Origin of the sequence: uncultured Arcticibacterium sp. (genome assembly GCF_964021845.1) — a bacterium.
In the GTDB taxonomy this organism is placed as follows: domain Bacteria; phylum Bacteroidota; class Bacteroidia; order Cytophagales; family Spirosomataceae; genus Arcticibacterium.
The window spans coordinates 479,816-505,820 of record NZ_CAXHZC010000001.1 but is presented as its reverse complement, the minus strand read 5'-3'; the positions used below and the strand labels follow the sequence as shown (position 1 = coordinate 505,820).

General features: G+C 37.1%; 23 protein-coding genes. 16 read left to right on the top strand and 7 right to left on the bottom strand.

The features are described from left to right. Positions 1–273: 273 nt before the first annotated feature. From AADJ06_RS02070 to AADJ06_RS02045, 6 genes are all read left to right on the top strand, one after another. Positions 274–1,224, top strand: a complete 951-nt coding sequence (locus AADJ06_RS02070) for an SDR family oxidoreductase (protein WP_341224733.1) — start codon at positions 274–276, stop codon at positions 1,222–1,224. Positions 1,225–1,233: 9 nt separating this feature from the next. Continuing rightward, positions 1,234–2,145, top strand: a complete 912-nt coding sequence (locus AADJ06_RS02065) for a helix-turn-helix transcriptional regulator (protein ID WP_341224732.1) — start codon at positions 1,234–1,236, stop codon at positions 2,143–2,145. Between the two features lie 319 nt (positions 2,146–2,464). After that, on the top strand, positions 2,465–2,968 hold the full coding sequence (locus AADJ06_RS02060) for a hypothetical protein (RefSeq protein WP_341224731.1): 504 nt from the start codon (positions 2,465–2,467) through the stop codon (positions 2,966–2,968). A 292-nt stretch (positions 2,969–3,260) separates the two neighbouring features. Further along, positions 3,261–4,412 (top strand): cellulase family glycosylhydrolase, encoded by a 1,152-nt coding sequence (locus AADJ06_RS02055; protein ID WP_341224730.1) that lies wholly within the window; start codon positions 3,261–3,263, stop codon positions 4,410–4,412. Then, positions 4,405–7,152 (top strand): family 78 glycoside hydrolase catalytic domain, encoded by a 2,748-nt coding sequence (locus tag AADJ06_RS02050; RefSeq protein ID WP_341224729.1) that lies wholly within the window; start codon positions 4,405–4,407, stop codon positions 7,150–7,152. Before AADJ06_RS02055 ends, AADJ06_RS02050 begins: the two co-directional genes overlap by 8 nt. A gap of 665 nt (positions 7,153–7,817) precedes the next feature. Next, entirely contained in the window at positions 7,818–8,723 is a 906-nt protein-coding gene (locus AADJ06_RS02045) for a hypothetical protein (protein WP_341224728.1), read from the top strand. Positions 8,724–8,918: 195 nt separating this feature from the next. On the opposite strand, the gene AADJ06_RS02040 is transcribed toward AADJ06_RS02045, so the two are convergent. Then, on the bottom strand, positions 8,919–10,016 hold the full coding sequence (locus AADJ06_RS02040) for a Gfo/Idh/MocA family oxidoreductase (protein WP_341224727.1): 1,098 nt from the start codon (positions 10,014–10,016) through the stop codon (positions 8,919–8,921). Positions 10,017–10,286: 270 nt separating this feature from the next. Between AADJ06_RS02040 and AADJ06_RS02035 the strand changes: the two genes are divergently transcribed. From AADJ06_RS02035 to AADJ06_RS02020, 4 genes are all read left to right on the top strand, one after another. Then, positions 10,287–11,840 (top strand): glycosyl hydrolase family 28 protein, encoded by a 1,554-nt coding sequence (locus AADJ06_RS02035; protein ID WP_341224726.1) that lies wholly within the window; start codon positions 10,287–10,289, stop codon positions 11,838–11,840. A 74-nt stretch (positions 11,841–11,914) separates the two neighbouring features. Continuing rightward, positions 11,915–14,356 carry a glycosyl hydrolase 115 family protein gene (locus AADJ06_RS02030; protein ID WP_341224725.1) on the top strand — a complete coding sequence of 814 codons (2,442 nt, stop codon included), beginning with the start codon at positions 11,915–11,917 and terminating at the stop codon, positions 14,354–14,356. A 171-nt stretch (positions 14,357–14,527) separates the two neighbouring features. Further along, positions 14,528–15,715 (top strand): enoyl-ACP reductase FabV, encoded by a 1,188-nt coding sequence (gene fabV, locus AADJ06_RS02025; protein ID WP_341224724.1) that lies wholly within the window; start codon positions 14,528–14,530, stop codon positions 15,713–15,715. 216 nt (positions 15,716–15,931) lie between these two features. Beyond that, on the top strand, positions 15,932–16,414 hold the full coding sequence (locus tag AADJ06_RS02020) for a hypothetical protein (protein WP_341224723.1): 483 nt from the start codon (positions 15,932–15,934) through the stop codon (positions 16,412–16,414). Positions 16,415–16,461: 47 nt separating this feature from the next. Here AADJ06_RS02020 and AADJ06_RS02015 read toward each other — a convergent pair whose 3' ends face one another. Both AADJ06_RS02015 and AADJ06_RS02010 read right to left on the bottom strand, forming a co-directional pair. Continuing rightward, a complete protein-coding gene (locus AADJ06_RS02015) occupies positions 16,462–17,019 on the bottom strand; it encodes a hypothetical protein (RefSeq protein WP_341224722.1) in 558 nt (185 codons plus the stop codon). After that, positions 16,964–17,416 (bottom strand): hypothetical protein, encoded by a 453-nt coding sequence (locus AADJ06_RS02010; protein WP_341224721.1) that lies wholly within the window; start codon positions 17,414–17,416, stop codon positions 16,964–16,966. Before AADJ06_RS02010 ends, AADJ06_RS02015 begins: the two co-directional genes overlap by 56 nt. Between AADJ06_RS02010 and AADJ06_RS02005 the strand changes: the two genes are divergently transcribed. Next, complete coding sequence (locus AADJ06_RS02005; RefSeq protein ID WP_341224720.1) at positions 17,385–17,687, top strand: alpha/beta hydrolase; 303 nt, start codon at positions 17,385–17,387, stop codon at positions 17,685–17,687. The two genes, AADJ06_RS02010 and AADJ06_RS02005, sit on opposite strands and share 32 nt — an antisense overlap. Before the next feature lie 11 nt (positions 17,688–17,698). On the opposite strand, the gene AADJ06_RS02000 is transcribed toward AADJ06_RS02005, so the two are convergent. The 4 genes from AADJ06_RS02000 to AADJ06_RS01985 all read right to left on the bottom strand — a co-directional run bounded on the left by AADJ06_RS02000 (position 17,699) and on the right by AADJ06_RS01985 (position 20,908). Then, positions 17,699–18,406 carry a hypothetical protein gene (locus AADJ06_RS02000; protein WP_341224719.1) on the bottom strand — a complete coding sequence of 236 codons (708 nt, stop codon included), beginning with the start codon at positions 18,404–18,406 and terminating at the stop codon, positions 17,699–17,701. Continuing rightward, entirely contained in the window at positions 18,403–18,867 is a 465-nt protein-coding gene (locus AADJ06_RS01995) for a hypothetical protein (RefSeq protein WP_341224718.1), read from the bottom strand. Before AADJ06_RS01995 ends, AADJ06_RS02000 begins: the two co-directional genes overlap by 4 nt. 151 nt (positions 18,868–19,018) lie before the next feature. Continuing rightward, the gene (locus AADJ06_RS01990) at positions 19,019–20,002 is read right to left on the bottom strand and encodes an SH3 domain-containing protein (RefSeq protein WP_341224717.1); all 984 of its coding nucleotides are present in this window, start codon (positions 20,000–20,002) and stop codon (positions 19,019–19,021) included. 162 nt (positions 20,003–20,164) lie between these two features. Continuing rightward, entirely contained in the window at positions 20,165–20,908 is a 744-nt protein-coding gene (locus AADJ06_RS01985; protein WP_341224716.1) for an alpha/beta hydrolase, read from the bottom strand. Positions 20,909–21,181: 273 nt separating this feature from the next. On the opposite strand from AADJ06_RS01985, the gene AADJ06_RS01980 reads away from it, so the two are divergent. The 5 genes from AADJ06_RS01980 (at position 21,182) to AADJ06_RS01960 (ending at position 26,000) form a co-directional block, all read left to right on the top strand. Continuing rightward, complete coding sequence (locus AADJ06_RS01980; RefSeq protein ID WP_341224715.1) at positions 21,182–21,793, top strand: DUF2306 domain-containing protein; 612 nt, start codon at positions 21,182–21,184, stop codon at positions 21,791–21,793. A gap of 319 nt (positions 21,794–22,112) precedes the next feature. Continuing rightward, positions 22,113–23,312 (top strand): tryptophan synthase subunit beta, encoded by a 1,200-nt coding sequence (gene trpB / locus AADJ06_RS01975; protein WP_341224714.1) that lies wholly within the window; start codon positions 22,113–22,115, stop codon positions 23,310–23,312. 323 nt (positions 23,313–23,635) lie between these two features. Continuing rightward, the gene (locus AADJ06_RS01970; protein ID WP_341224713.1) at positions 23,636–24,118 is read left to right on the top strand and encodes a DDE-type integrase/transposase/recombinase; all 483 of its coding nucleotides are present in this window, start codon (positions 23,636–23,638) and stop codon (positions 24,116–24,118) included. 164 nt (positions 24,119–24,282) lie between these two features. Further along, a complete protein-coding gene (locus tag AADJ06_RS01965) occupies positions 24,283–25,062 on the top strand; it encodes a hypothetical protein (RefSeq protein ID WP_341224712.1) in 780 nt (259 codons plus the stop codon). Between the two features lie 230 nt (positions 25,063–25,292). Further along, positions 25,293–26,000, top strand: a complete 708-nt coding sequence (locus tag AADJ06_RS01960) for a hypothetical protein (protein WP_341224711.1) — start codon at positions 25,293–25,295, stop codon at positions 25,998–26,000. Positions 26,001–26,005: the final 5 nt, after the last annotated feature.

Sequence of the window (26,005 nt, the reverse complement as noted above, 5' to 3'; positions counted from 1 at the left end):
ATTTCCTTCGGCCGAGTCTCCGCAGGGACTCTGGTGTATTTCGAAGTTAAACCCATCAATATTCAAGTAGTCTTTTACGAGACAAATTCAGAAGAGTTAGCTAGCCAGAAAAACAGACATATAGGTGGAAATGGTTAACGCGAACTATAGCTAGTCGCTACTATAATTAAGGCCAACCAAAAAGTATACAACATCTGAAAATCCGTATAAGAGGTCAGACTCACTCCACCTCTAATTTTGTCTTATTAATTTGAAACAAAGAAATAAGCAAAAATGAAAACGAATCAATTCGGCAAAAAAGGATGGACTCCTGAAAGAATAAAAAATTTAAACGGAAAGACTTATGTGATAACGGGTACTACTAGCGGCACCGGCTTTGAAGCAGCAAAAATATTGCTAGCTAAAGGTGCTAAAGTAGTGATGCTTAACCGTAACCCACAAAAATCAGAAGAGACCTTAGCAACTTTGAAACAAGAAATTGGTAATAATATAGATGTAACTAATATTCAAATGGACTTGGCAGAACAAGCTTCTGTGAAAAAAGCAGCAGAAGAAGTTCTTAAAACTGTTCCTCACATAGACGCATTGCTGTGTAATGCCGCTATTGCCCAAGTGCCAAAACAAACATTTACTGTAGATGGTTTTGAATGTCAAATGGGTGTAAATCATTATGGAAACTTTCTGTTACAAGCTCTGCTTTACCCACGAATAGAGGAATTTAAAGGACGTATAGTGACTGTAGGTAGTATGGGCTATAATTTAGGTATCAAAACCATACAGTTTGACGACATGAACTGGGATGCCAACTATGGTCCAAATGAGGTATATAGTCAAAGTAAACTGGCTCAAATCATGACCGTTTATGAATTACAAGACAGACTAAAAAAAGCAGGCAAGACTGATGTCAAATCTTATGCTTGCCATCCAGGTGCTTCTTCCACCTCATTAATCAAAACCAGCGGTAGCTTAAAGACAAGGTTTATATGGCAATTAATGAAGTTAACTCCACTGGTACAGTCAGCTGAAAAAGGTGCATACCCAATGTTAATGTGTGCCACAGAAGCGAACCTTGACCAAACTGAATTCTATGGACCAACGGGAAGAAATCATTTTGGAGGGCCTGTTGGAGCACACAAATTAGAGCCTCATGCTAAAGATAAAGCTGTGATGGAGAAACTGTGGGATGTAACAGAAGAAGCAATAGGTTATAAATGGAATTTCTAAATTAGCGTAATGGAACACTTTAAAACATTATCGGCTTACTTAGAATATCTCGAATTACCTGGACCAGAGCACCCTATGTTTAGTGTGTTCAATGCTACAGACGATGATTTTCTGCCTTGTCCGAAACAAAGTTCACCGCCAATCACCAACGACTGTTACTCTATTAGTTTAAAGAAGTTTGTAAAAGGAAACTTAAACTATGGACGTACTAAATATGATTTCACCAACGGTGCTTTGATTTTCATAGCACCAAGACAAGTCTTGCAATGGGATGAGAGTGTGGTTTTTGAGCAAAAGGGTTTTTCAATAAACTTCCATGAGGACTTTTTGAAAGGAACAGAGCTTGCTCATCAAATCAAGAAATTTGGCTTTTTCTCCTACACAGCAAATGAAGCTTTACATCTTTCACCAAAAGAAGAAAAGCAGGTAGAATCTATTGTGAGTAATATTGAAATAGAATATCATAACAATCAAGATGAGTTTAGTAAAGACATTATCATTTCTCAGCTAAGCACGCTTTTAAAATATGCCAATCGTTTTTATGAAAGACAGTTTCTTAACCGAAAAGAACTTTCAAATGACCTACTAGGGCAATTTAATCAACAATTAGAAACCTATTTTGAATCAGGAGAATTACACAAAAACGGTATTCCAAGCCTTGAAAAAATAGCAAATGAGATGTCGGTTTCACAACGTTACCTGAGTGACACACTGAAAAATGAAACAGGCAAAAGCACTACTGAGCACTTGCAGTTATATTTGATAGACGAAGCCAAAAACATCTTGTTAAAACCAAACAAAAGTATATCAGAAGTGGCTTATGATTTGGGATTTGAATATCCCCAATATTTTTCAAGATTATTCAAAAAGAAAGAAGGTATAAGTCCAACAGAATACAGAGAATTATATAAACTGAATTAAACAACAATCATTAGAGCAAAAACATAAATAAAAAAATCTTTATACCTCCCTGTACTGTTTGAACACAGTCAAAATCCCAACTTTAATATTACAATTATTGGTTGTTAAATCAAGGATTTTGAGTGTGTGAGTTTACAGGCGGTCGGCCGCTGCCGTGCTGTTTTTTTTGGTTCGTTTTTTTTCGAAAAAAAATGAAACCCCGGCTGGGAAGCCAGCCAAAGAAAAGAAGCCGATAAAAAAGCACAAGGTATTACCTCTTATCTTAAATACTACTTTTAAATTAATTCGATGTTTAGTCGGATGATAATAAATTAAAACTATGGATATATTAAAAACAGCAACTGATTGGGCAAAAGCCGAACTTTTCTCAACCCCATTTTTCATGCTCTTTGGAGTGATATTTATGGCGGCAAGTTTTGGATTTTGGCAGCTTGGCAAAACCGAAATAGCTAAAGCCTACATCATTCCTACGCTAGTAGCGGGTTTGTTACTTCTGATAATTGGTCTGGGATTATTTTACACCAATAAATCAAGAATAACAGAATTTAAAAATGCCTATAACACAGATTCCGAGGCATTTGTAGAATCAGAAATCATACGAACCGAAGCCACCTTAAAAGAATACAGCACAGTTGTTTTCAAAGCTATCCCTATTATAATCATTGTGGCGGCCTTGCTTATATTTTTTATAAACAGCCCTATGTGGCGAGCAATTAGCATCACTACTATAGCCATGATGATAGTTATTTTATTGGTAGATGGAAACGCCCATGCAAGAATAGAAACCTATAAAGAGCAATTGGACTTAGTGAATAAGCAATAAGTTAAGAACTTGAACCTCTTTATGCCAGGGTCTCCGCGGAGGCTCTGGCCTATTTTTAAATTTAATCTGTTAAATCAATTAGCCTTTTACGAGGCGTTTTTTGTAGATTAAGCTAACTAATAAATAACTGAACGCCGAAGAGTCCCTTTGGAGACTCTTCGTGAAGGAAAAGTGTTCCTTTTTGAGTTTTAATTCCCATATTGAAATAGTTTAATGCACTCCTAACCTATCCAAACAAACTAGGACAGTATTCTACAAAAAAAGTGTTAAACTTGAACATTAAAACAACCCAATGAAACAAAACTCAAGAAGAGAATTTATCAAAAAGTCAAGTCTCTCAACTGCTGCTATTTTAGTGGGTACAGACAGAGCTTTTAGTCAGAAAACTGTGATTAAGAAAAACGCAATTCCAAAATGGAAGGGCTTTAACTTTTTAGATTTCTTTTCGCCTGACCCTAATAATCAAAGAAATCAAACACCCGAGATTTTTTTTAAATGGATGCAAGATTGGGGTTTTGACTTTGTGAGAATTCCGATGGCTTACCCAAGCTATATTGATTTTGACCGAAGTAAGGATATCAACATTGAAGATGTTAGAAACATTGACACGGCAGCTACAGACAGAATAGAAAATCTTGTGTACATGGCTCAGAAATATGGGCATCATGTAAGCTTAAACATTCACAGAGCACCTGGCTACTGTATTAATGCCGGTTTTCATGAACCATATAATATCTGGACAGACCAACAAGCAGAAGATGATTTTTGCTACCATTGGAAGTTTTGGGCGGAAAGGTTTAAGTCGCACAGCTCCAAAAAAATGAGTTTTGACTTATTAAACGAACCCAGCTGGCGTGATGACATGAACGACCAGTTTGGAAAGAAAACAAAACTGCCCGGCGACGTTTACAGAAAACTAGTTTTGGCCGCCAAAACAGCCATACATGAAGTAAACCCGAAAAGACTCATAGTGGCCGATGGAAACGAAGTAGGCAGCAAAGTAACTCCAGAACTAATAGACCTTGAAGTGGCTCAAAGCTGCCGTGGCTACGCACCGGGTGTTATTTCTCATTACGCTGCTCCGTGGGTTTTTAAAGATACTTCCAACTTACCAGAGCTAAAATACCCAGGACAAGTAGGCGACCAATACCTAAGCAAAAAAATGTTAGAAGACATTTATAAACCATGGATAGAGCTTAAAAACAAAGGCATAGGCGTGCACTGTGGGGAGTGCGGCTGCTATAACAAAACCCCTCATGATATTTTCTTAGCATGGTTTAAAGACCTAACAGACATATTGAGTGAAAATGATATCGGTTTTGCCCTATGGGAACTCAAAGGCTCGTTTGGAATTCTTGACTCTGGCAGAGAAGATGTAGACTATGAAGACTGGTACGGCCATAAACTTGACAGAAAGCTATTAACCCTATTGCAAAATGCGTAAAACACTCATTTTCTTATTTCTTACCGCTTTTTCTGTGGCTCAAGCACAACTAGAAGTCAACAAACTCACTTGTGAATACCTAGCAAACCCAAGAGTTATTGACGAAGTAAAACCACGTTTGGCTTGGATAAACACTTCGGCAAATAATGTAAGAGGTCAAAAGCAAACTGCCTATCAAATAAAAGTAGCTAGCAGCCAAGGTGGTCTTTCAAATCCAGACTTATGGGATTCTAAAAAGGTTAATTCAGAAGAGAATAACAGAATAGTTTATAATGGAAAAGCCTTAAAATCACGTCAGGAGTGCTGGTGGCAAGTCAGAACTTGGGATAAAGACGGCGTAGCTGGCGAATGGTCAAAACCTGCTTTCTGGCGAATGGGCTTACTAAATAAAGCAGACTGGCAAGCTAAATGGATAGGTGCCCCCTGGCAGGGCGAAGAAGCCATTCCGAAACCAAACGGCGGGCCAGATAAGAAAACTGAAATATTACCTCCACCCGCTCCCCTACTTCGTAAAAGCTTTGACATCAATAAGGAAGTGGCAAAAGCGGTAGTCTTTACCACGGGTTTAGGCTATTTTGAACTGTACGCCAATGGCAAAAAAGTAGGCAACGACGTATTGGTACCCAATCAAACCAACTACGGGAAAAGACCAGCATTGGCAGATGCCTACATAGCGGTGCCTGATGAGTTTGCACGCTATAAAGTCATGTACTTAGCTTATGACATTACTTCCAGTTTAAAACAAGGCAAAAACGCCATCGGTGGTATTTTAGGAAACGGTTTTTATAATGCTCCTAGATTCTGGACGGCCTCGTATGGCAGCCCAAGATTTATTGCTCAGCTGCATGTTACCTATACCGACGGTACAGAAGAAATCATAGCTACAGACGAAACATGGAAGGCCGAAAAGTCTCCCATTCTAGTTGATTTGGTATATGATGGTGAGGTATATGACGCCAGAAAAGAAATATCAGACTGGTCGAATGCAAACTTTAATGACAGCTCTTGGCAAAACGTAAGCCTGAGAGAAGCACCTTATGGAGACATGGTGGCACATACCGCCGAAACAGACAAAGTGACAAAACAGTACGCTCCTACCAAAATAGAGAAACTAGGTAAAGGGCATTATAAAGTAGATTTCCCTGAGGAAATTTCAGGTTGGCTGAAGCTGGTGAATGTTACAGGACCGGCAGGTCAAAAGGTACACATCACCTTTAACGGAAACCTCTATTCTGGTGAAAACACCTACATTTTTAAAGGGGAAGGATTAGAACAATATGCTCCTAGGTTTAACTGGTTTGTATTTTCTGGGGTAGAAATAACCAACTGGCCAGGAGAACTAAAAGCTGAAAATCTACTAGCCGAAGCGGTCAATACGGACTTAAAAGAGAAAGCGACTTTTGAAACCTCAAACGACCTTTTTAATCAAATACACAAGATTTGGAAACGCAGCCAGCTAGATAATACGCATGGCGGCATAGCGTCTGACTGTCCGCATAGAGAACGCTCTGGCTACACGGGCGATGCACAAGTGACCTGTAACACCGTGATGCATAATTATGATGCACAGGCCTTTTACCAAAAATGGGTAAGCGACATGCGTGATGCTCAAATTCCAGAAACGGGTTATGTGCCAAACGGTGCTCCTTGGCAGCCTGGCTGTGGTGGCGGTGTGGCTTGGGGAGCGGCTATCAATATTATTCCTTGGGAATTTTATAAGCAGTATGGCTCTAAAGATATCTTGGCAGATAATTATGAAGCCATGAAAGGCTACATACGCTACATGAAAACATGGAAAACACCTGAAGGCACCATGTTTAGTCAGCGTGAAGGAGCAAATGGAAAACCACTCAAATGGTGGAACCTAGGCGAATGGGCTGGTGTATGCGAAGACTGCCTTCCTTCTGATGAACTGGTACATACATTTTACTTATGGCTCTGCAATGACTTAACGGCAAAAGCCGCAACAGTTTTAGGTCAAACGACAGATGCTACGCTCTATCAAAAACAAGCAGAGGAAGCGAAAGCTGCTTTTCAAAGTAAATTTTATAATCCAGAGACGAAGTCTTTCGGTAAATATGGAGCAAATCTTTTTGCTCTTAAAATGGGGCTGCCTGCCAACTTAAAAGCTGATGTACTAGCGACCTTCAAAAATGACATAGAAGAGAGTGATGGGCATTTTGATACTGGGATTTTTGGAACAAGATATTTCTTTGAAGTGCTAAGCGAAAATGGTTTGAGTGAAATGGCCTATGATGCCTTAAACAAGAGAACCGAACCAAGTTTTGGCCGCTGGGTAGAGCTTGGCAGTACTACTTCAAGAGAACATTGGTCTGAAAAAGGAAGTCATAATCACCCTATGTTTGGTGGTGGTATGGCGTGGTTTTATACCAATTTGGCAGGTATGCAAACCGATGAAGCTGAGCCGGGTTATAAGCATATTATTTTCAAACCTGAATTAGACAACGACCTTGACTTTGCCAATTACGGCACACAAACGCCCTATGGAGCAGCAGCCATAAGGTGGGAGAAAATCTCAAACGACATTCTGAGCGTTTACGTAGAAGTACCCGTAGGAAGTGAAGCCACTTTATATGCTCCATATTCAGAAATTACTAAAGTACTGGAAGGCGGTAAATCCTATAAGAAAAGTAAAGGCGTAAAGAAATCAAAAGGTAAAAAGAATGTTTCTTTTAAGCTCCAAAGTGGTGTCTACTCTTTTGATTTTTCTAGGAATTAAAGAGTAATATAATTTCCTTTCCCTTAAGCCAGAGTTTCCGCACAGACTCTGGTTAACGTCTAAATTGAATGATGGTAGGAAGTAATTAACCTTTTTCGAGACAAATTTGGTCGATTTAAGAGCCCGATATTTCCCTTTGCCTGAGTCTCCATAGTTACTCTGACTTACTTCTCACTTGAGTTTGGTTTGTCTGCAATTAATTAACCTTTTAAAAGACAAAAATCAATAGATTTAGACTACCAATTATATTTGAACACCGAAGAGTCCATAAAGGAGACTCTTCTTGAAGGAAAAGACCATACCAATGATTTCCTCTCTTCGCAGTTTGAACTTTCGAAGTTCCAACTAGTTCCCAGAAATTCATTATCTTCATGTCTTAATTTACTCTTATGATTACTAAAGAGGACCTATACAAACAAATTGAAAGCTTACCTGATAAGCTGAACATATAATATTTAATAGAAAAACTTCTGCTTATCGATAAAATAGATGGCCGCATTCAAGAATCAGATAGGGATAATACTATCTCAGAAGAAACCTTAGATAAGGAAATTCAGGAATGGTTGAATTAAGATGGTTAAAGCCTCCAAAAGATAATTTAAAAGACATTTATACTAAATTAGCTTTTTAACACTTAGCCGCATAATAATACTCCCCACACCCACTTGATTACACAAGACAGGACTGCTATTCGGACAACCTTAGAACAATTAACTAGGAAAAAGAATATGTATGAAACCAATAAAGTAGCCTTTTGTACAGACTTTTCTCCAAATGCTGTAAGCGGACTAGATAGTTTCCTTTTCAGCGTTTGGAATTATGAATTGAAAATAGATATCATCCATTTAATTGAGGATGACGAAGAGGAATCGCTTCGGCAAATTGGACAATTAAAAAAGTACTTAGAACATCAAGTAAATCATTCAGGTAATATTGAATTATTAATTTTTAAACCTGATGAAAAAGAGAAACTATTCAAGCATCTAAATTCTGAAAAATATTTTTACGTTGAGTTAGGTTTGCTAGGGAATGGGAAGGGAGAAGAATTGGGTGCTTTTTTTGAAAAAGTTTATTCCAGTGTCGATCAAGATGTGATTATTGTTCCACCTAAAAGAAAAGAAAACATAGACAATCGCATGATGTTTTTACTAGAAAAGAAGCATCTTGATTACCTATATCTTGTCAGGAAATACGCCAACTTCCTAAAATTTAATTATTGCCGATTAACTGTATTATTGTTGAACTCTGAGAAGGTAGAAGAGAATGAAATTGAAAAAATAAGAAATGAAGTCGTTAGCATTTTACCAGGACTTAAAGTAGATGTTCTAATAGAATCGGAAGATAAGTGTGACAAAATCCTTCATAAAATGATTGAAGAAAAGAAACAGTCTGTTTATATACTTTTTTCCGATGATTACTTTTATGATTTTAGTTTAAAATTTCTAAAATCCCATTTAAACAAAGAAGAATTAGAAACGCCTTGTTTGAAAATGTATGCTTTGCCAGAAAGAATCGATTTGTACAAGAATAATCTACAATTAGCTCCGATTGTCGAGCTTAAAGAACATTAAGTCACCACTTTGGAAATACAATTTAGCCCCACACTAAAACTTGTAACTTCGGTGTGGTTATCGTAAACCGCAGGTTTAACAACTATTCAGATATTAGCAATCGGCTGACAAACCAACCCAAAGCGGACAGGCACTCCTGCAAAACTGAATTTATCAACCTTTGGCGGAAAACCTAGATGAGTAACTTCAAAAAACTTAGCCCACCAAAACTCTTTCTCCGGTTTTGGCCGCTTCATAAACTGCATCTATCACTTTCAAATCTTTCAGACCTTCCAAACCACTAATATGGTCTGGAAATGGTTTGTTATTTAAAAGAAACTTAGCCATTTCATCCATTTGAACTTGCTGCTGATTTGTCGTCGGAAATTCAAAAACACCATCGCTCGTCTTGCCAACAAAAGGTCCATAACTAATAGCCGGACTTAATTCAAAAATCCCTTTATCTGCCGAAGCCAAAAGTCTATCCATAGATGATGCTGAACTAGCCGTGCAGGTAGCCACCGCTCCGCTCGGAAATTCCATTTGCCAATGAATAGACTCTTCTACCTCCTTATAGACATCTTTATGAATAACAGGGCCAAACTGTGCCGTTACTGAAATAGGTTCTTCACCTATAATATACCTTGCCCCTTGTATACAATAAACACCTAAGTTTTGAAGACAGCCGCCGCCTGAAAGCTTTGCATTTAAATGCCAATCACTTAAATCTATATTGCTAATATTATAGCCCAGAGCCGCTTGCACATGACGAACCTCACCATAAACTTTCTCTTTGCCTAGTCGCATCATTTCCATATTATATGGCTCAAAATGCAAGCGATAGCCTACCGCTAATTCCACATTATTCTCTTTACAGGCAGCAATAATTCCTTCGCATTCTTTGGCTGTAATAGCCATAGGTTTCTCCACTATCACATGCTTACCAGCTTTGGCCGCTCGTATAGCATATTCTTTATGCATGCCATTCGGCAAAACAATATAAATGGCGTCAATACCCTCATTATTCACGATGTTATCAAAGGTTTCATAATTATAAACCGAGTCCGCTGAAATTTGGTATTTCTTTCGCCACACAGGAATCTTGGACGGCGTTCCAGTAACTATTCCAGCCACTTCACAATGTTTTGACACTGCTATTCCTTCAGCCAAATAATTGGCATATCGGCCTAAACCTACTAGAGCCACACGTAACTTTTTATAAGGTTCAGGCTTAAAATTATGAGAAATCCCAAATGGAACCATCATAGAGCCCACGGCCATTTTCTTAACAAAGGAGCGTCTGTTTTCCGTCATATTATTTTGTTTTTGCCAAAGCAATTTAGAAAAAACAAGGAAAAATAGATAGGGCTTTATATAGGTGGGATATTTTAGCAGATGAGTGGGGATTTATTCCAATAGCCCATTAACATACGGTCAAATAGCAAACAAATTTCACAGACTTTACACGAATAACACCGATTTAAACCCTTCCATTAAGGCTATTCAAACTTTTGATTATATCTTGTGGACTATTTTTGCTACGCATCAAATGATGTGTGATTGAGAATCTATTTTTAAATGATTTTGAAGAAAAAACTACTCCTACTTACTACGCTTATACTAATTGGCTTGAGCAGCCGAAATTCTTACGCCCAAGAAAACCTGATCACTAATTATGGTGCCATAGGCGATGGAAAAACGCTAAACACAGAAGCCCTGCAAAAAGCCATTGACGCTACCTTTGCAAATGGCGGCGGCATTTTAATTGTGCCGAAAGGCAAATACCTAACCGGAACTATTGAGCTTAAAAGCAATGTAGATCTTCACCTTCAAAAAGATGCCACCATCTTAGGCAGCACTGTTCCTGGGCATTATAGAAGCCTTGAAATGAAAGGCAGACCAGAGAGTCCGAAAAAAGACGACAATTCACAATTAGCCCTTATAGTGGCTTACAAAGCCAGTAACATTTCAATTTCAGGAACTGGGACTATAGATGGCCAAGGCAGAGAACTTGCATTACATGTTGATAGTCTTCATCACGCAGGAATTGTAATAGACCCAGATTACTCCACAAGGTCAAACAGACCGAACGAAAAAATGAGGCCTAAACTTCTTCGTTTTTCTACCTGTAAAAATGTAAGCCTTACACAAGCTAACTTCAGAAACTCCGCTTGTTGGGGACTTTCATTTGAGCTTTGTACTAACTTAGAATTAGACGGTTTAACTATTTATAACCGTGCCTATTGGAATAATGACGGCATGGATATAACTGATTCTAAAAATGTAAAAATCACCAACTGTGATGTCAACTCAGCAGATGATGGTATTTGCCTTAAATCGTATTACATAGGCTACGCCAATGAATCAGTTTATATTGCCAACTGCACCATACGTTCTGGAGCCAGTGCCATAAAATTTGGAACGGCGTCTTACGGAGGCTTCAAAAATGTCACCATAGAAAACATTCAAGTTTTTGATACATATCGCTCTGCCATCGCTCTTGAATCTGTAGATGGAGGAATCATTGAAAACATTAAAGTGTCAAACGTAGTAGCCAAAAACACGGGAAACTCCATTTTCATCAGATTAGGGCATCGTGATGGAAAACAACCTGGAACTATCAGAAACGTGCACATGAAAAATATTAAAGTGCAGGTTCCGCTGGGGCGACCTGACATCAACTATGACATACGAGCAAGAGAGCCTAGTCAGCATCATAACCCCTACCCGGCTTCTATCACGGGAATTCCAGGACACAATGTAGAAAACGTGGTGCTTGAAAACATTGAAATAACCTCACCCGGCAGAGCCAACAAAGGACAAGCATATATACCACTAAGTAGATTAAAAGACGTTCCTGAAGAAATTAGGGGCTATCCGGAATTCACCATGTTTCCAGAATTACCATCTTGGGCTTTTTACGTTCGCCATGCCAAGGGCATTCAAATGAAAAACGTAGGTCTAAAATTAGACGATTATGACTTCAGACCTGCCCTAGTTTTTGATGATGTAAAAAGCATTGACTTAGATAATGTCAATTTCCCTGAAAGTTTGAATCACCGTCAGATTGTTTTAAAAGATGTTACTGCCTTTAAAACCAATGCTGAAAACAACAAACAGGTGCGAGTGATGGACTAAGCTTCCCCATCAAATTGCTAGTATGAACCAATTAAAAGACTTTATCTAGAGCCTTAAATAAACTTTAACAAGAAATGAACAAATACTTTATACTGCTGATAAGTGCACTTTTGGCATCATGTCAATCGAAAAACTTTACCATCAATCAAGATTCATCGAATGCCAATATTTATGTTGATTCAAACGCGGATGAACTAATAAAATGGGCTGCAAATGACATTGCCAAAGACCTAGAAAAAATAATTGGTAGAGAAATTCCGGTGAACTACGTTGATAAAATCCTACCTGAAAACAAAGGAATTTACATAGGACAGTTTAATAATGAATTGATACAGAGTTTAGAGGATAACTTTGACACAGATTTAAACAATGCATGGGAAAAATTCATCATTAAGAAAGACCAAGACAACCTTTTTATAGTTGGTAGCGACATTAGAGGTACGGTATATGGTGTGTTTGATGTAGCTGAAAAAATTGGAATTTCACCTTGGAAATGGTGGGCAGATGTTCATCCTGAAAACACGGGTTCAGTAACATTAGCTCTACCTGAGAATGGAATTATTGACAGCCCTTCGGTGCAATATCGTGGTATCTTTTTAAACGATGAAGATTGGGCTTTGCAACCTTGGGCAGCTAAAACGTTTGAACCAGAAACTGGTGACATAGGTCCTAAAACCTACGAGAAAATATTTCAACTCTTGTTACGACTAAAGGCAAATACCATTTGGCCTGCCATGCACCCATCAACCAAGGCATTTTTTACCATTGAAGGTAACCGAGCCATGGCAGAAAAATATCAGATAGCTATAGGAACTTCGCATGCTGAACCCATGCTAAGAAACAATGTGGACGAATGGGACCACGAAATTTATGGCGACTTTAATTATTTCACCAACAAAGAGAAAGTAAAAGAGTATTGGCAAAAACGAATTTTTGAAACAAAAAACGGGAACAATGTCATAAGCATGGGAATGCGTGGAATTCATGACTCTGGCATGCAGGGAAATGCGACACAAGAAGAAAAGGTAGCACTGTTAGAAAACATCATTCAAGACCAACGTGAAATGCTCACCAAAACTATAGACAAACCGATAGAAGAGATACCACAGGTTTTCACAATTTACAAAGAAGTACTAGACCTTTATAACAATGGTTTGAAAGTACCTGACGATGTTACGCTAATTTGGACCGACGATAATTACGGTTATATCAGAAGATTGAGCAATAAAGATGAAAGACAGCGAAAAGGTGGTAGCGGTGTATATTATCACCTAAGCTACTGGGGAAGGCCACATGACCATCTGTGGCTCTCAAGTTCTCAGCCAGGCTTAACATGGTATGAAATGTCTAGAGCCTATCAAAATGGAGCTAATAAAATATGGATAGCGAATGTAGGCGACATCAAACCAGGAGAATACAACATGGAGTTTTTCCTTGATTTGGCTTGGGATGTCAACAGCATCAATGAATCTTCCATCAAAAAGCATTTAGTGGATTGGAATCACAGAGAGTTTGGTAAAGATAAAGCTCAGGAGATTGCGGATGTGTATGAAGAATATTACCGTTTAGCTTTTTTGAGAAAGCCAGAATATATGGGTTGGAGTAGAACTGAACCAAAAACCTCCACTAAAATGACGGAGTTTAGCCCAGAAGAAGCTCAAAGAAGACTAGATGCTTATGCGGAACTGGTGAAAAAAGTAGAAGAAATAAAGGTTAACATCTCAAAAGAACGCTTGGATGCCTTCTTCCAACTGGTAGAATACCCTATCAAAGGTGCGGCTCTCATGAATGAGAAATTTCTTTATGCTCAGCAATCATTTTTGAGCACAGATGCTACTGAGAAAAAAGCATTGGCCAAAAAATCGCAAGAAGCCTATGACGCTATAGTGAGTTCAACAGCTACGTATAATAAGACCATTAGTGGTGGCAAGTGGGACGGAATGATGTCAATGAATCCACGTGAACTAGCTGTTTACAATATGCCAGACTATCATTTAGCAGATACTACCGTCTCCGTAGAAAATAAAACTGAACTACACAGCCCAAAATTCATTCAAGCTAGTGAATTTTCAGAAGCCGAAGGTGCTGAAAACTATGAGTGGAAGGTCATTGAAGGATTAGGTTATAGCAACGCAAGTGTAACTTTATTCCCTTTTGAAAATCACGTATTCAATACTGAAAAGCCTTCTTTGAGTTATAATTTCAACATTGAAAAAACGGGTACTTATCAGGTGGAGCTTCGTTTCTTACCTACCCATGCTAACAATTTTGACCATAAGATTTGGCTATCTGTAAATGATAGTGAAGCCAAAGCCTATGAAATAAACACCAAAGGAAGAAGTGAATCTTGGAAAGAAAATGTACTAAGGAATTTTGGTTCTATCACCTACCCGATTGTGATTGACAAAGCAGGAAAACAAACCATAAAGGTATCCGTCAATCAGCCAGGAATAGTATTAGACCAATTGGCCATAAGCCCAGAAAATCATCAAGAATTCTATGAGATAGTTAAATAAAGCATAGCTATGCTCCCAAAAGTAATTTTGATTTCTTTAGAACAACCTAAAGCCTGTGAGCCTAAAAGGTGGCTAAGGTTTAAAAATGGGAATCATTTAAATTAAAATCACCGATATTTGGAGCTATAAACGAACTCGACTCATTGACACAATATAAAAAAGACGATTTAAATGATAATAGAACCTAGAACCCGTGGATTTATCTGCATCACATCTCACCCTAAAGGATGTGAAAAAAATGTATTAGACCAGATTGATTATATAAAATCAAAAGGCAAAATAGAAGGTGCCAAAAAAGTATTGGTAATTGGAGCATCTACCGGTTTTGGTATAGCTTCAAGAATCGCTAGTGCCTTTGGCTCAGATGCCTCTACCATCGGAGTATATTTTGAAAAACCTCCTGCCGAAGGTAAAACAGCATCTTCTGGTTGGTATAACACCGCAGCACTTGAAACTGCAGCTCACAAAGAAGGGATTTATGCTAAGAGTATAAACGGTGATGCGTTTTCTAATGAAGTAAAACAGCAGACCATAGACTTAATAAAAGAAGACCTTGGTCAAATTGACTTATTGATTTATAGCCTAGCTTCTCCTGTAAGAACGCATCCTACCACAGGTGTTAGACATAAATCTACCCTGAAACCAATAGGTGGAAGCTACACTAATAAAACTGTAGACTTTCATACAGGTGAGGTAAAAGAAATCACCATTGAACCATCTACTGGTGACGATATAGAAAATACGGTGGCCGTTATGGGTGGCGAAGATTGGGAAATGTGGGTAAACGCTTTGATGAAAGAAAACTTACTTTCTTCTGATTTTAAGACCGTAGCTTACTCTTATATTGGACCTAAACTTACGGAAGCGGTATATAGAAAAGGTACTATAGGGCAGGCTAAAGAGCATCTTGAAAAAACTGCTTTTAGTATCACAGATGCTTTAAAAGCTATTAATGGAAAAGCCTACGTTTCTGTAAATAAGGCATTGGTAACACAGTCAAGTTCAGCCATTCCGGTTATTCCACTATACATTTCTTTGCTCTATAAAGTAATGAAAGAGAATGATGTACATGAAGGTTGTATAGAACAAATTCACCGTTTATATGCTGAGAGATTATTTCTTAATGATACTCCTTTAGATTCAAAAGGTAGAATCCGAATTGACGATTGGGAAATGCGTGATGACATTCAGGAAAAAGTAGCAGCTTTATGGAAAGAAGCTACCACGGAAAGTCTTCCAAGCATAGGAGATTTAGAAGGTTATAAAACTGAATTTTTCAATCTCTTCGGTTTCCATTGCGATGGCGTTGACTATGAGTTAGATGCAAACGAAATGGTGGATATTCCAGGATTACAATAACATTTGAGATTCATGTAATGAATCTCTAGCTTAAGGCTGTATCAGGTTAAATACCTCTTACAGCCTTTTTTTATGTACAAAATACCGCAGTCTAAGTTTTATCACAGGTCTAAATTATTGGGGCATAACTTTCGATTTCATCAAAAAATATTTAATTTAGATATATATATACCATATTCTTTATCAATTAGTTAAGCTTATTTTAGATAACCAAACATGAAACACACACCTCTCCTACTTCTGGCCATAACCTTTTCTTTCACCATTGGATGCCAAATTAAAGAACAGTCAAAAGAAGTCTCTAAAACATCGTCCGGAGAACTCAAAAACATGATTAGAAACCATGTTGACAGTCTTTATCAAGTCTATGAAAAGTTTGAGTATGATTGGATAGATTTTTACGAGGATGAGTATACCGCTATTTATCCTGAAACACCTATTCAATTGACAAAAAGAGACTCCCTAAAAAAGCAATGGGAAAATATTTATAAAAAATATGACGTCAAACTTATTGACAGAGGCGAGCCATCCATTATTGAATCTGAAGACATGGCGATTTCTTATAATAGCTTCAATGAAATTTTCATTAATAAGGAAACAAATGACACTATAAAAAACGTGGGAACCTATATAATTGCTTGGAGAAGACAAGCTGACGATTCATGGAAAATAGCTTTCGAAACCTTACATAATAATTAAAATAGCCACTTGCTTATTTACATGCTAGCGTACTCCTCTACACTCTCTTAAAACTCCACTATAATTCCAATACTTGGAGTTGGCTGACCACTTGGTTCATTCAAAATAAGTGGATTGGCATTACTTCCATCTTGCATCAGGCTCAAACCCTCTGTTGTTGCAAAGTCTGTATTGTCCGCATTTCTTTGAAAAGTAAAATTAGGTACGGATTGATTTTTGGCTGCAAAAACATTTTGGACATCTAAGAAAAGGTCTAAAGACCAATTCTTAAAATTTAATTGTTTATCAATTCGAATATCCATTTGGTTGAATGCCTTTAATCGAATAGAATTCAACTGTGAATTGTCAAAGATTCCACTTCCGATGCTTAGGTAGTTTCTTTGCGAAGCTTCTAAATCAAAAGACGAATATGGGCTACCACCAGCAAAACGATGCTTAACGCCAAGTTCCCAATTATTTTTAAACTTTAAACCATAGATGAATGAAAGCAAATGTTTGTTATCCCATGACGACGGGAAAAGCTCTGTTTCAAAACCATCAAAAAGGCTTCTAACATAGGTATATGAAAAAGTTAAAAACTGTTTCTTGGTTAGTTTCTTTTGCATGAAAAACTCTAAACCATAAGCTCTCCCACCTCCTACCTCCTACCGAAGTCACTTTCTCATTACCAATGGCACCAAAACCACCGCCTAAATTAGCCAGTGAAATGTTTTCAAAAGCAGAGACAGGATAGTTGGAATAATCTTTATAGAAGCCCTCTGCAGTAAAACGTAAATCTGCCTTTGGTAGGTACTCAAAACCAGCAGCATAATGAATGGTATTTATGTATTCATTATCAATGTTGGCAAAATCCCCTTCATCGTTTTTAAAGCCCAAAACAGTGTAAATAGGTAACTTATAATAAGAACCCCAAGCCGCATTAAAACGAACTTGGTCCGAGAAAGGATAAGAAAAAGATAAAACAGACCCTATGTTATCTAAAATTGGTGTAAAATGTGCCAAGAAAATGTGTGCTAAGAATGATGATTTAAGCCATGAAATGATTTCTCCTATTAACGGAAGCTTTGACCACTTCCCGAAGACCATTCTGTTTTTAGCAACAAATGATATCACCTACCCCGACCAAAAATTATTTACTCAAAAGTTGAAGAAAGCAAATGTCAATATAGAAGTAATAATAGGTGAAAATATGCCACATATTTGGCCATTTCTACCTGTAATAAAAGAAGCTAAGGCAGCTTTAAAAGTAATCTTGAACAACTTAAAGAGTTAAAATTAAGCTCATTATCCTTCCCCCTTACTAAATTCAATGGGTTTAAAGAAATAAAGTATAGAGAGGCCTGCAGCAAAGCTCTTGACATTCATTTTATCAATAATTTCAGACTTACGATAATCTAAGAAACAGGAATATGTACCCTCCAGCTGAAGAGCAAAACGTTGCTTTTTGCCGAAGTAATGACCCATACCTAAACCCACTTCATTTCTCAGCCTAGTGGCTTCAAACAAATAGCCATACTCGCTAAAACTTCTTATTATTCCGGTATTGCCAAATTCCGTGGTACGTGCGTGCATACCATTATTGCTAATAAGTGCATAATTTATAAAGGCAAAGTTCTTCTCAAATGGGTATAGATATTTTGCTTTGATATGAAATTCTATACCTGCTTTTTTGGAAATATAAGAAACCGCTTCCGATTCAGGCAAATAAGGGTCTACCTTATTAAACGCATAGTGATTATAATAGACGGAATATCCCCCAGCAAGCCAGAAATTAGCACACACACGTTGCCCTATTTCCAACTGTACCTCTTTGCCTGCACCAGGCTTTAAACTTAAGTTCTCTTCAAACCACTGCGAGTTTTTATACTTTGCGGTGCTTTTGTTTAAGCCGCCTGAAGCCGATATATAAAAGTTGGAATGTCCTTTTTGTGCGAAAATGGAAAAGCCTGTAAGCATTAAAAGAATGCTCAAAACATAGACTTGCTTTATCATTGGGATAATTGATTTAAATCACATTCCATATTCTTCTTATCATTTATGCAATACAGCATTTTAGTATCTGAGATGAATAACCTCTGTTTGTATTCCCTTCTAATATCAAACTTACCAGTAAAGCCATGTTCATATGGTGTAATAATTTCATCAAAGGAATAAGGCTCTAAACCAAAATACACGTGCGTACGTAATGACCTATTTATTTGAGTAGATGGTGAATTCTCTAAGTTATATGTAAATACAAGTGAATCTTGCGGTTGAAGAACTTTCGAAATCTCTATGTTTCCTAAAATCTCTAAATCCTCAGAGACTATGTCTAAAACAATCTTATCAATAGTTCGACCAGAATAGTTATAATACACTATTTCCTCAATTTTCTGTGGCTCGGGAATTATATCACAAGAGAGGAAAAATCCTGAAATAATAAAGCAAATGCTGGCAAGCCTTGGGTTTATCATAAATTCAATCTTGTAAAAATCATATGGTTGCTTACTTACGGACTTTTCTTACAAATCCGTATCCAAAGCTCTAACTTTTTCCTTCAGCTTAAGTATAATTTAATGTAAACTTATTCTACGGAATAGGGCTTCTAACTCAAAATAACATGGCTCAAAAATCTAAAAAGTTGTCTTTCACCCATTTAATATCCAAACTAACCCTGCACCATCCATTGCTCCTTTCGTACACAAAAACCTCCTGATTTTTCAGAAATGAACCCACTTTAGCAAAGGATGTTCCCGGCCCGCTTCGTACATTTAGTACGCTGGCATTCACCACCGCCCTCTCTACATCATCCGTATACCTTGCAGAAACCCAATGCTGCTGAGATGAAGAAATACGATACCAGTTATTTTGCTCTTCATACACCCTTAAAACAGAACCTAAAACCAAGGCTTCTCTGTCGCTAGCCTTTGAAGAAGATGAAGTAGGCAAAACCCTGACATTTAAAGCACTGGCTGTTACCGTGGCATATTTCAGCAATACAGGTATAGGTGCTATTACACCGCCTGTCATGGCATTTCTCACCAGAGGTAAAAAGTTATTTTCGCAATCTTCCACTTTATTTCCTCCAAAAAAGGCAGTACCTGGGCAAGATTTATTTAGACCATCCCCGTTATGCCTAGAGCCTGTAGATAAATTAAACCAATGATGATAAACTACATTATCTGTACTGGCAGGTATACTAAATTTCTTACAAATAGCCGCGGTGGCTCTAACTATCGCTTCTGACTGTGCCTGATTCATGGAATCCACACCATTATCAAAAAAGCCCACGTTCTCAATACAAATAGCCCCCGAATTATTTCCGTAAATACAAGCTGGAGTAAGCTCCAAACTCCTTCCCGTTAGAATATCGCCATCAGGAAAAATAGAGAAGTGTTGCCCAATATCTAGCCAACCATTACTACCGACATGATAGTCCCTCATATTTCTTTGAAGTTGAAAATGATTTGAGCCATTAAAATGCTGATAACTTGGTGCTACCGTATGGTGCTGCTGTAAATAAATAACCGTACGCCCGACTCTGAAATTGGCAATCCAATTTTCAAATTCGGAAATATCCATTTTTGTAAAACCGTATTTCGTTTCCATGCCTTTTTTTAATTAAAGCTATCTCTAAGGCAGATGGAATTCAAATTGCGGTAACGTTTTTTATTATTCGGTCAAGGTCTAAATATCACTGATAGACATCACTATCAGACTTCATTTAATATCAAAACTCATCAGTTTATTACCCTTCAAAAGATAACTGGTCTATCGATTAGAATCTATAAACTTCACAATCTCATTATACCGCTTATTCCATGGAAAAATAAACTGACGCATCATGGGCACATGCTTCTTCCGCAAATAATTTATCTCTAGATTAGCTTGATACTGGTTCATCTTTTTGACAAACTCTTTGTTACCCGTTAAAATGGACGAATAGGTTTTGGTTCCCGTATAAACGTAAAGTGGTGGAACTTTTTCTGACAAAAAGTAGATAGGCGAAGCGTCTTTCCAGTTTTCCTCATTTTCTGTCCATGTAACATCATAATGGCCATTTTTATTTGGTGGATTCTTTTTTAGATAAGAATACATATCTAGCCCAGCTGCATCATTAAGGATAATACCTTTCACTAAATCTATGTTTTCTAGGTACTTAGGATTGGTACCTACCAAAGCTATCAAATGTCCCCCTGCAGAGTGTCCCATTAAAAATATTTCATTCGGATTCCCCTTATGCTTCGAAATATTTTCACGCGTCCATTTAATGGCTGCTGCCACCTCCTTTGCCATGGTATCATAATTACCATCGGGGCTTAAAGTATAGCCAGAAATCACAGTGACAATGTCTTTCTTGGCAAAGTTACGACCAAGAAAACTGTAAATTTCTTTGTTTCCCGCATTCCAATTTCCACCATGTATAAAAATCACTACCGGGCTATTCTCCGCTTTATCAGGAGTATAAACATCTAACTTAGGAAACGATTCTACTAAAGCTTGAGAGCTTTTCAAATATGAAATATCAATTGCTTTTTGGGTAGTGCAACTGGTAATTAAAAAAGGGACAAAAAGAAATTTAAGGTATTTGAACATGTTGATTATAAAATGCTAGTATTGAAGTATAACTTATATACTCTTTTTAACAGAAATAAGTCTACCTAAAGATACTTTGATTTGTAAACTTGTAAAATAATTCATGACAACATTGGTCAGAAAAGCTATTAATACATGTGGTATATATACCTCAGAATCAATACCTTTAAACATCTATCCCTGAAAATTTACATGAAAAGCTTGACAAAAAACATCACTTGGTGGGTCTTTAGTTTCTTTTGCGTCATTATTGGAATTTACCCATTACTCTACTTTTTTATCGATAGACTATTTGGACTCTTAGGCTCCAAGTCACCTGATTTACTATCAGATACTACCTGGAATATTGCCTTTTATGGGCACATCGTTTTAGGCGGATTAGCACTACTCATTGGCTGGCTGCAATTCAGTAAAAAACTAAGAAACAAACATATCATTTGGCACAGACGAATAGGCATAATTTACGTCATTTCTGTTTTAATAAGTGGGCTCTGTAGCGTGTATTTAGGCTTTCACGCTACAGGAGGGCTTGTCAGTAAAATAGGCTTTATCAGTTTAGGGCTCGTATGGCTGAGCACTACCGCCTTGGCATTTAAAGCCATTAAGAATGGAAACATTACAAAGCATCAAAACTTTATGATATACAGTTATGCTGCTTGTTTTGCTGCGGTTATGCTAAGAATCTGGCTACCACTACTCACCATTAGCCTTGGCGATTTCATTCCTGCCTATCGTGTAGTAGCTTGGCTCTGTTGGGTGCCAAATATGCTAGTGGCTTATTTTATTGTTAAAAGGAAAAATTGATAAAACTCAAAAACATCCACTTCTTGAGGTCTTTTTACATCCCTTTTTAGTCTTGAGGTAAACTCTCCCATTTTCCAATTACAGAAGCCTAGAAATTATAATATGTCCTTCAAACGAAAGGCATGATTTTGGTCAGGTTGACGGAATTTGGTACACTTTATATTTTATTAAAAGAACATCACAAAAGTGAAATCATGACTATTGGGCCTAAATTTAGTCCTTAATAAAAAAAGCTTTCACGTATTATTCTAGTGAAATATCAATAGTGGAAAATTGGTCCTTTTTTACAATATTTACATACCAATCAAATAAAAAACTCATGAGTAATTATTTTAAAGAATATCCAAATAATGAAGGCTTTTTCGAAGATTATGGTGGTGCTTTTATCCCCCCATTCTTGGAAGCCGAAATGAAAAAAATAACGGAAGCCTATAACACTATAAGTAAATCACACAATTTCATTCAAGAGCTTCGTAGCATACGGAAACACTACCAAGGCCGACCAACACCAGTTTATTATTGCTCGAGATTGTCAGAAAAATACGGAGGACGCATTTACTTAAAACGCGAAGACTTAAACCATACTGGTGCTCATAAACTTAATCACTGCATGGGCGAAGCCTTACTCGCGAAACACCTAGGCAAAAAGAAACTCATTGCAGAAACCGGTGCAGGCCAGCATGGAGTGGCTCTGGCCACGGCAGCTGCTTATTTCGGTTTGGAGTGTGATATCTACATGGGCGAAGTTGACATGAAAAAACAGCAGCCTAATGTGGTACGAATGCAAATTTTAGGAGCAAATGTAATTCCTGCAACTCATGGTCTTAAAACTCTTAAAGAAGCCGTAGACTCTGCATTTGAAGCATACCTTAAAGACCCAGAAACTACCATCTATTGTATTGGCTCTGTGGTAGGTCCACACCCTTTCCCCATGATGGTGCGTGATTTTCAAAGAGTGGTGGGCATAGAAGCTCGTGAACAATATATGGAAATGACGGGTGAATTACCTGACAATGTAGTGGCATGCGTAGGCGGCGGAAGCAACGCCATGGGCATATTCTCCGGATTTTTAGATGATGAAGAATGCCAGCTGCATGGTGTAGAGCCAGCAGGACGCTCCTTGGAATTAGGAGAACATGCTGCCACCATGACCTTAGGAACCCCAGGTATAATTCATGGCTTTAAATGCTATACTTTACAAGATGAGAAAGGTGAACCAGCACCCGTTCATTCTATCGCCAGTGGGCTAGATTACCCAGGCGTTGGCCCAGAACATAGCATGCTTAAAGACATGAATAAAGTAAACTACGACAGCATTAACGACAAAGAAACGGTTGACGCATTTTATGAGTTAAGTCGCTTAGAAGGTATTATTCCGGCACTAGAAAGCTCTCATGCCGTGGCTTATGCTTTAAAGCTAGCTAAGAAACAACCTCAAAAATCTATATTGGTTAATTTAAGTGGAAGAGGCGATAAGGATATCGACTTTGTAGTTGAAACTTTCGGTTTACCGAAATAGGTAAATGAATTAAGATGGTAGCCTACCACCATTTCATTCTGACTTCACGATGAAATGCTTCTTGGTAGGCTACTTTTTCTCGCGAGATTTCTCCCATTACAAAGCCCTTAATAAATCCTAATCTTAGGTCATTCTACTACTAAATTGACAATCCAAAAAGCAATGATCAAAATACAATTTATCATATCACGACTAATTCGCATCATAGATTCCGAAAACATAAGAATATAATTGAAAATATGACTTCAAAACGTCCGGAAGAAGTCTGGGTTTCAGATATAACTTATGTTGGAAACAGAAAGAATTCTCTGTATTAGGCACTAGTGACAGATGCATATTTAAAAAATGTACTAGGTTACGATGTGTCTAACAGTTTAAGTACATCTAGTTCGATAAAGGCATTAGAAATGGCAGTTGAGTATCGTAAATATAAAAGTGAAATACTCATTCATCATTTCGATAGAGGATATCAATATTGCAGTAATGATTACCAAGAAGTCTTGAACAAAAATGGCATTAAATGTAGCAAGACGGAGTCTTACAACCAGTATGCTAATGATGTAGCCGAGAGAATAAATGGAATACTGAAACAGGAATTCATTGACGATAACAACAATTTAGCATTACCAATAATGAAAGCTTTAATAAGTGATAGTATCAAAATATACAATCACAAAAGACCACATTATTCTTGCTACATGAAAACACCTGAAATGATGCATAACAAAGGGAAGTCCAAATTAGAACGTATTAAAACAAGAATCCAGTCAACAAAGCCAACTGGATTCTATAAGTTAGGTTTTTAAATCTAAATAAGTGTATCGCTTATTCGGGACTAGACAAAACCTGATTAGTTATGAAAGAATCTACGGAAAGAGGGTATATTTATAAACCATATTTTTCAACCCTAGCTTTACTGTATTTTGACTCAAAATACATATCAAAGCTTCTATAAATTTATAAGTCTAAAATGAAAAAAGCTTTAACACTGCTTATTATCACTTTGTTTTTTAATACGGCTTACAGCCAAAACAAAGACGTCCAACTTCCTGATAGCCATTTCAAACTCATTGAAGGCTCTAAGGCCTCTAACAAATACCGAACAGAAATATATTCTGACGTAGATTCCACATGGGAAAAGTGGAAGTACCGAGGCTATAATTATGGATTTGACACTAGGCTTACTCCAATGTATAGTACTGTAAATGGTATTATTAGCACGCCATACATGATACAGGTTCGTGGAAACCAGAATGAAAAAAATAAGAAGCGATGGGGCTATCACGTACTCGAAGGCTATGCACAAGACGACAAATCAAGAATTACCATGTTAGTCAATAAGCATATTGAAGAGGAAAAGCCTGTAGCTGAATTATATTACTTTGGCACAGTATATAACCACTCCGAGCCAGCTTATAACTGGTTTCGCATAGGCTCTGATGTTCGCCAGCATTCATTCATGTTCAGCAGAGACCGAGCTTTATTTTATGGCTCATTAGAGTTATCAAACACTCTTACGCTGGGAAGAATTGGTAAGGACAATACAAGAAAAGATGCTCCTGAAGGCGATGATGAGACTAATCATAAAGAAAGTGCCAAACATGTAAACTATAAAGCCTTAAAAGAAGCCAAAGATGGCACTATCTTTTACGACAAGGATAACAACATTGTGGTGATTAAGATAAATGGAGAATGGCAAAAATTAGCCACAGAGCCATTACCAGCGAATGTTAAATATAATTTTGAGTAAGAGCTAAACCCCTGCAAGAGGTCTTTTCGACTTCGTGGTATTTAGCTTTTGGTCTGCAGAATGGTTTTACTATTTAATTAATTGCAGACAAGTGTAGGATTTGAAAAAGAGTATACTTCACACATTCGGTAAGAAGATCGAGGTACATAATGGAGAAGTAAAAAAGACCTCAAAGAGCTAATACAAATGCCCTAAACATAATAAAAAAACAAACTATTTTATAATGCGATATGAAAAAAACAATTATAAAAATAACCTTTTTACTTCTTTTCAGTCATCAAATATTCTCACAATACAATAAAAACATTACCGCTGAAACTATTGTGAATAATTCAATAATCGCGATCGGAGGAAAGGAATATTTAAAAAGTATTAAAACTTTATATACTGATATAAAAACTGAAATGGAAGGTAGAGATGTAAATTGGGTGACCAAAGAAATGCTACCGAATAAAGGTTCGTTTGAAGTTGTTTATAAAGACCGTATTGTCTATCAAAATTGGTTTGATGGAATAAGTGGTTATGAAATAGTCAATGGAGAGAAAAAAGAAGCTGCTCACGATGAATTTAAGGACAAGATATTCAAAAATAATATTTTTAATGAGCTCGACTATCTAGATCCCCAATTATGGACTTTAGACTTAATTGGTAAAGTGAAAGTTGGAACTAAAACATGTTATAAAATCAAAGCAGAGTTAATTAATGGATTAGTGAAATTTGTATACTTTGACATAAAAACATTCTATATCATAAAAACTGAAAAAGTATTGAACCTTGAAAAGGATTCGTTCATGGTACTCCTTTATTCAAAATTTAAAAAATTCGAAAATTTAACATCCGCAACAGAAATAAAATTTGGAGACGGTAAAAACTTTCAAAAAGGTAAAATTATGAGGTTATTAATTAATGAAAATATAACTGAATCTGATTTCAATTAATATAA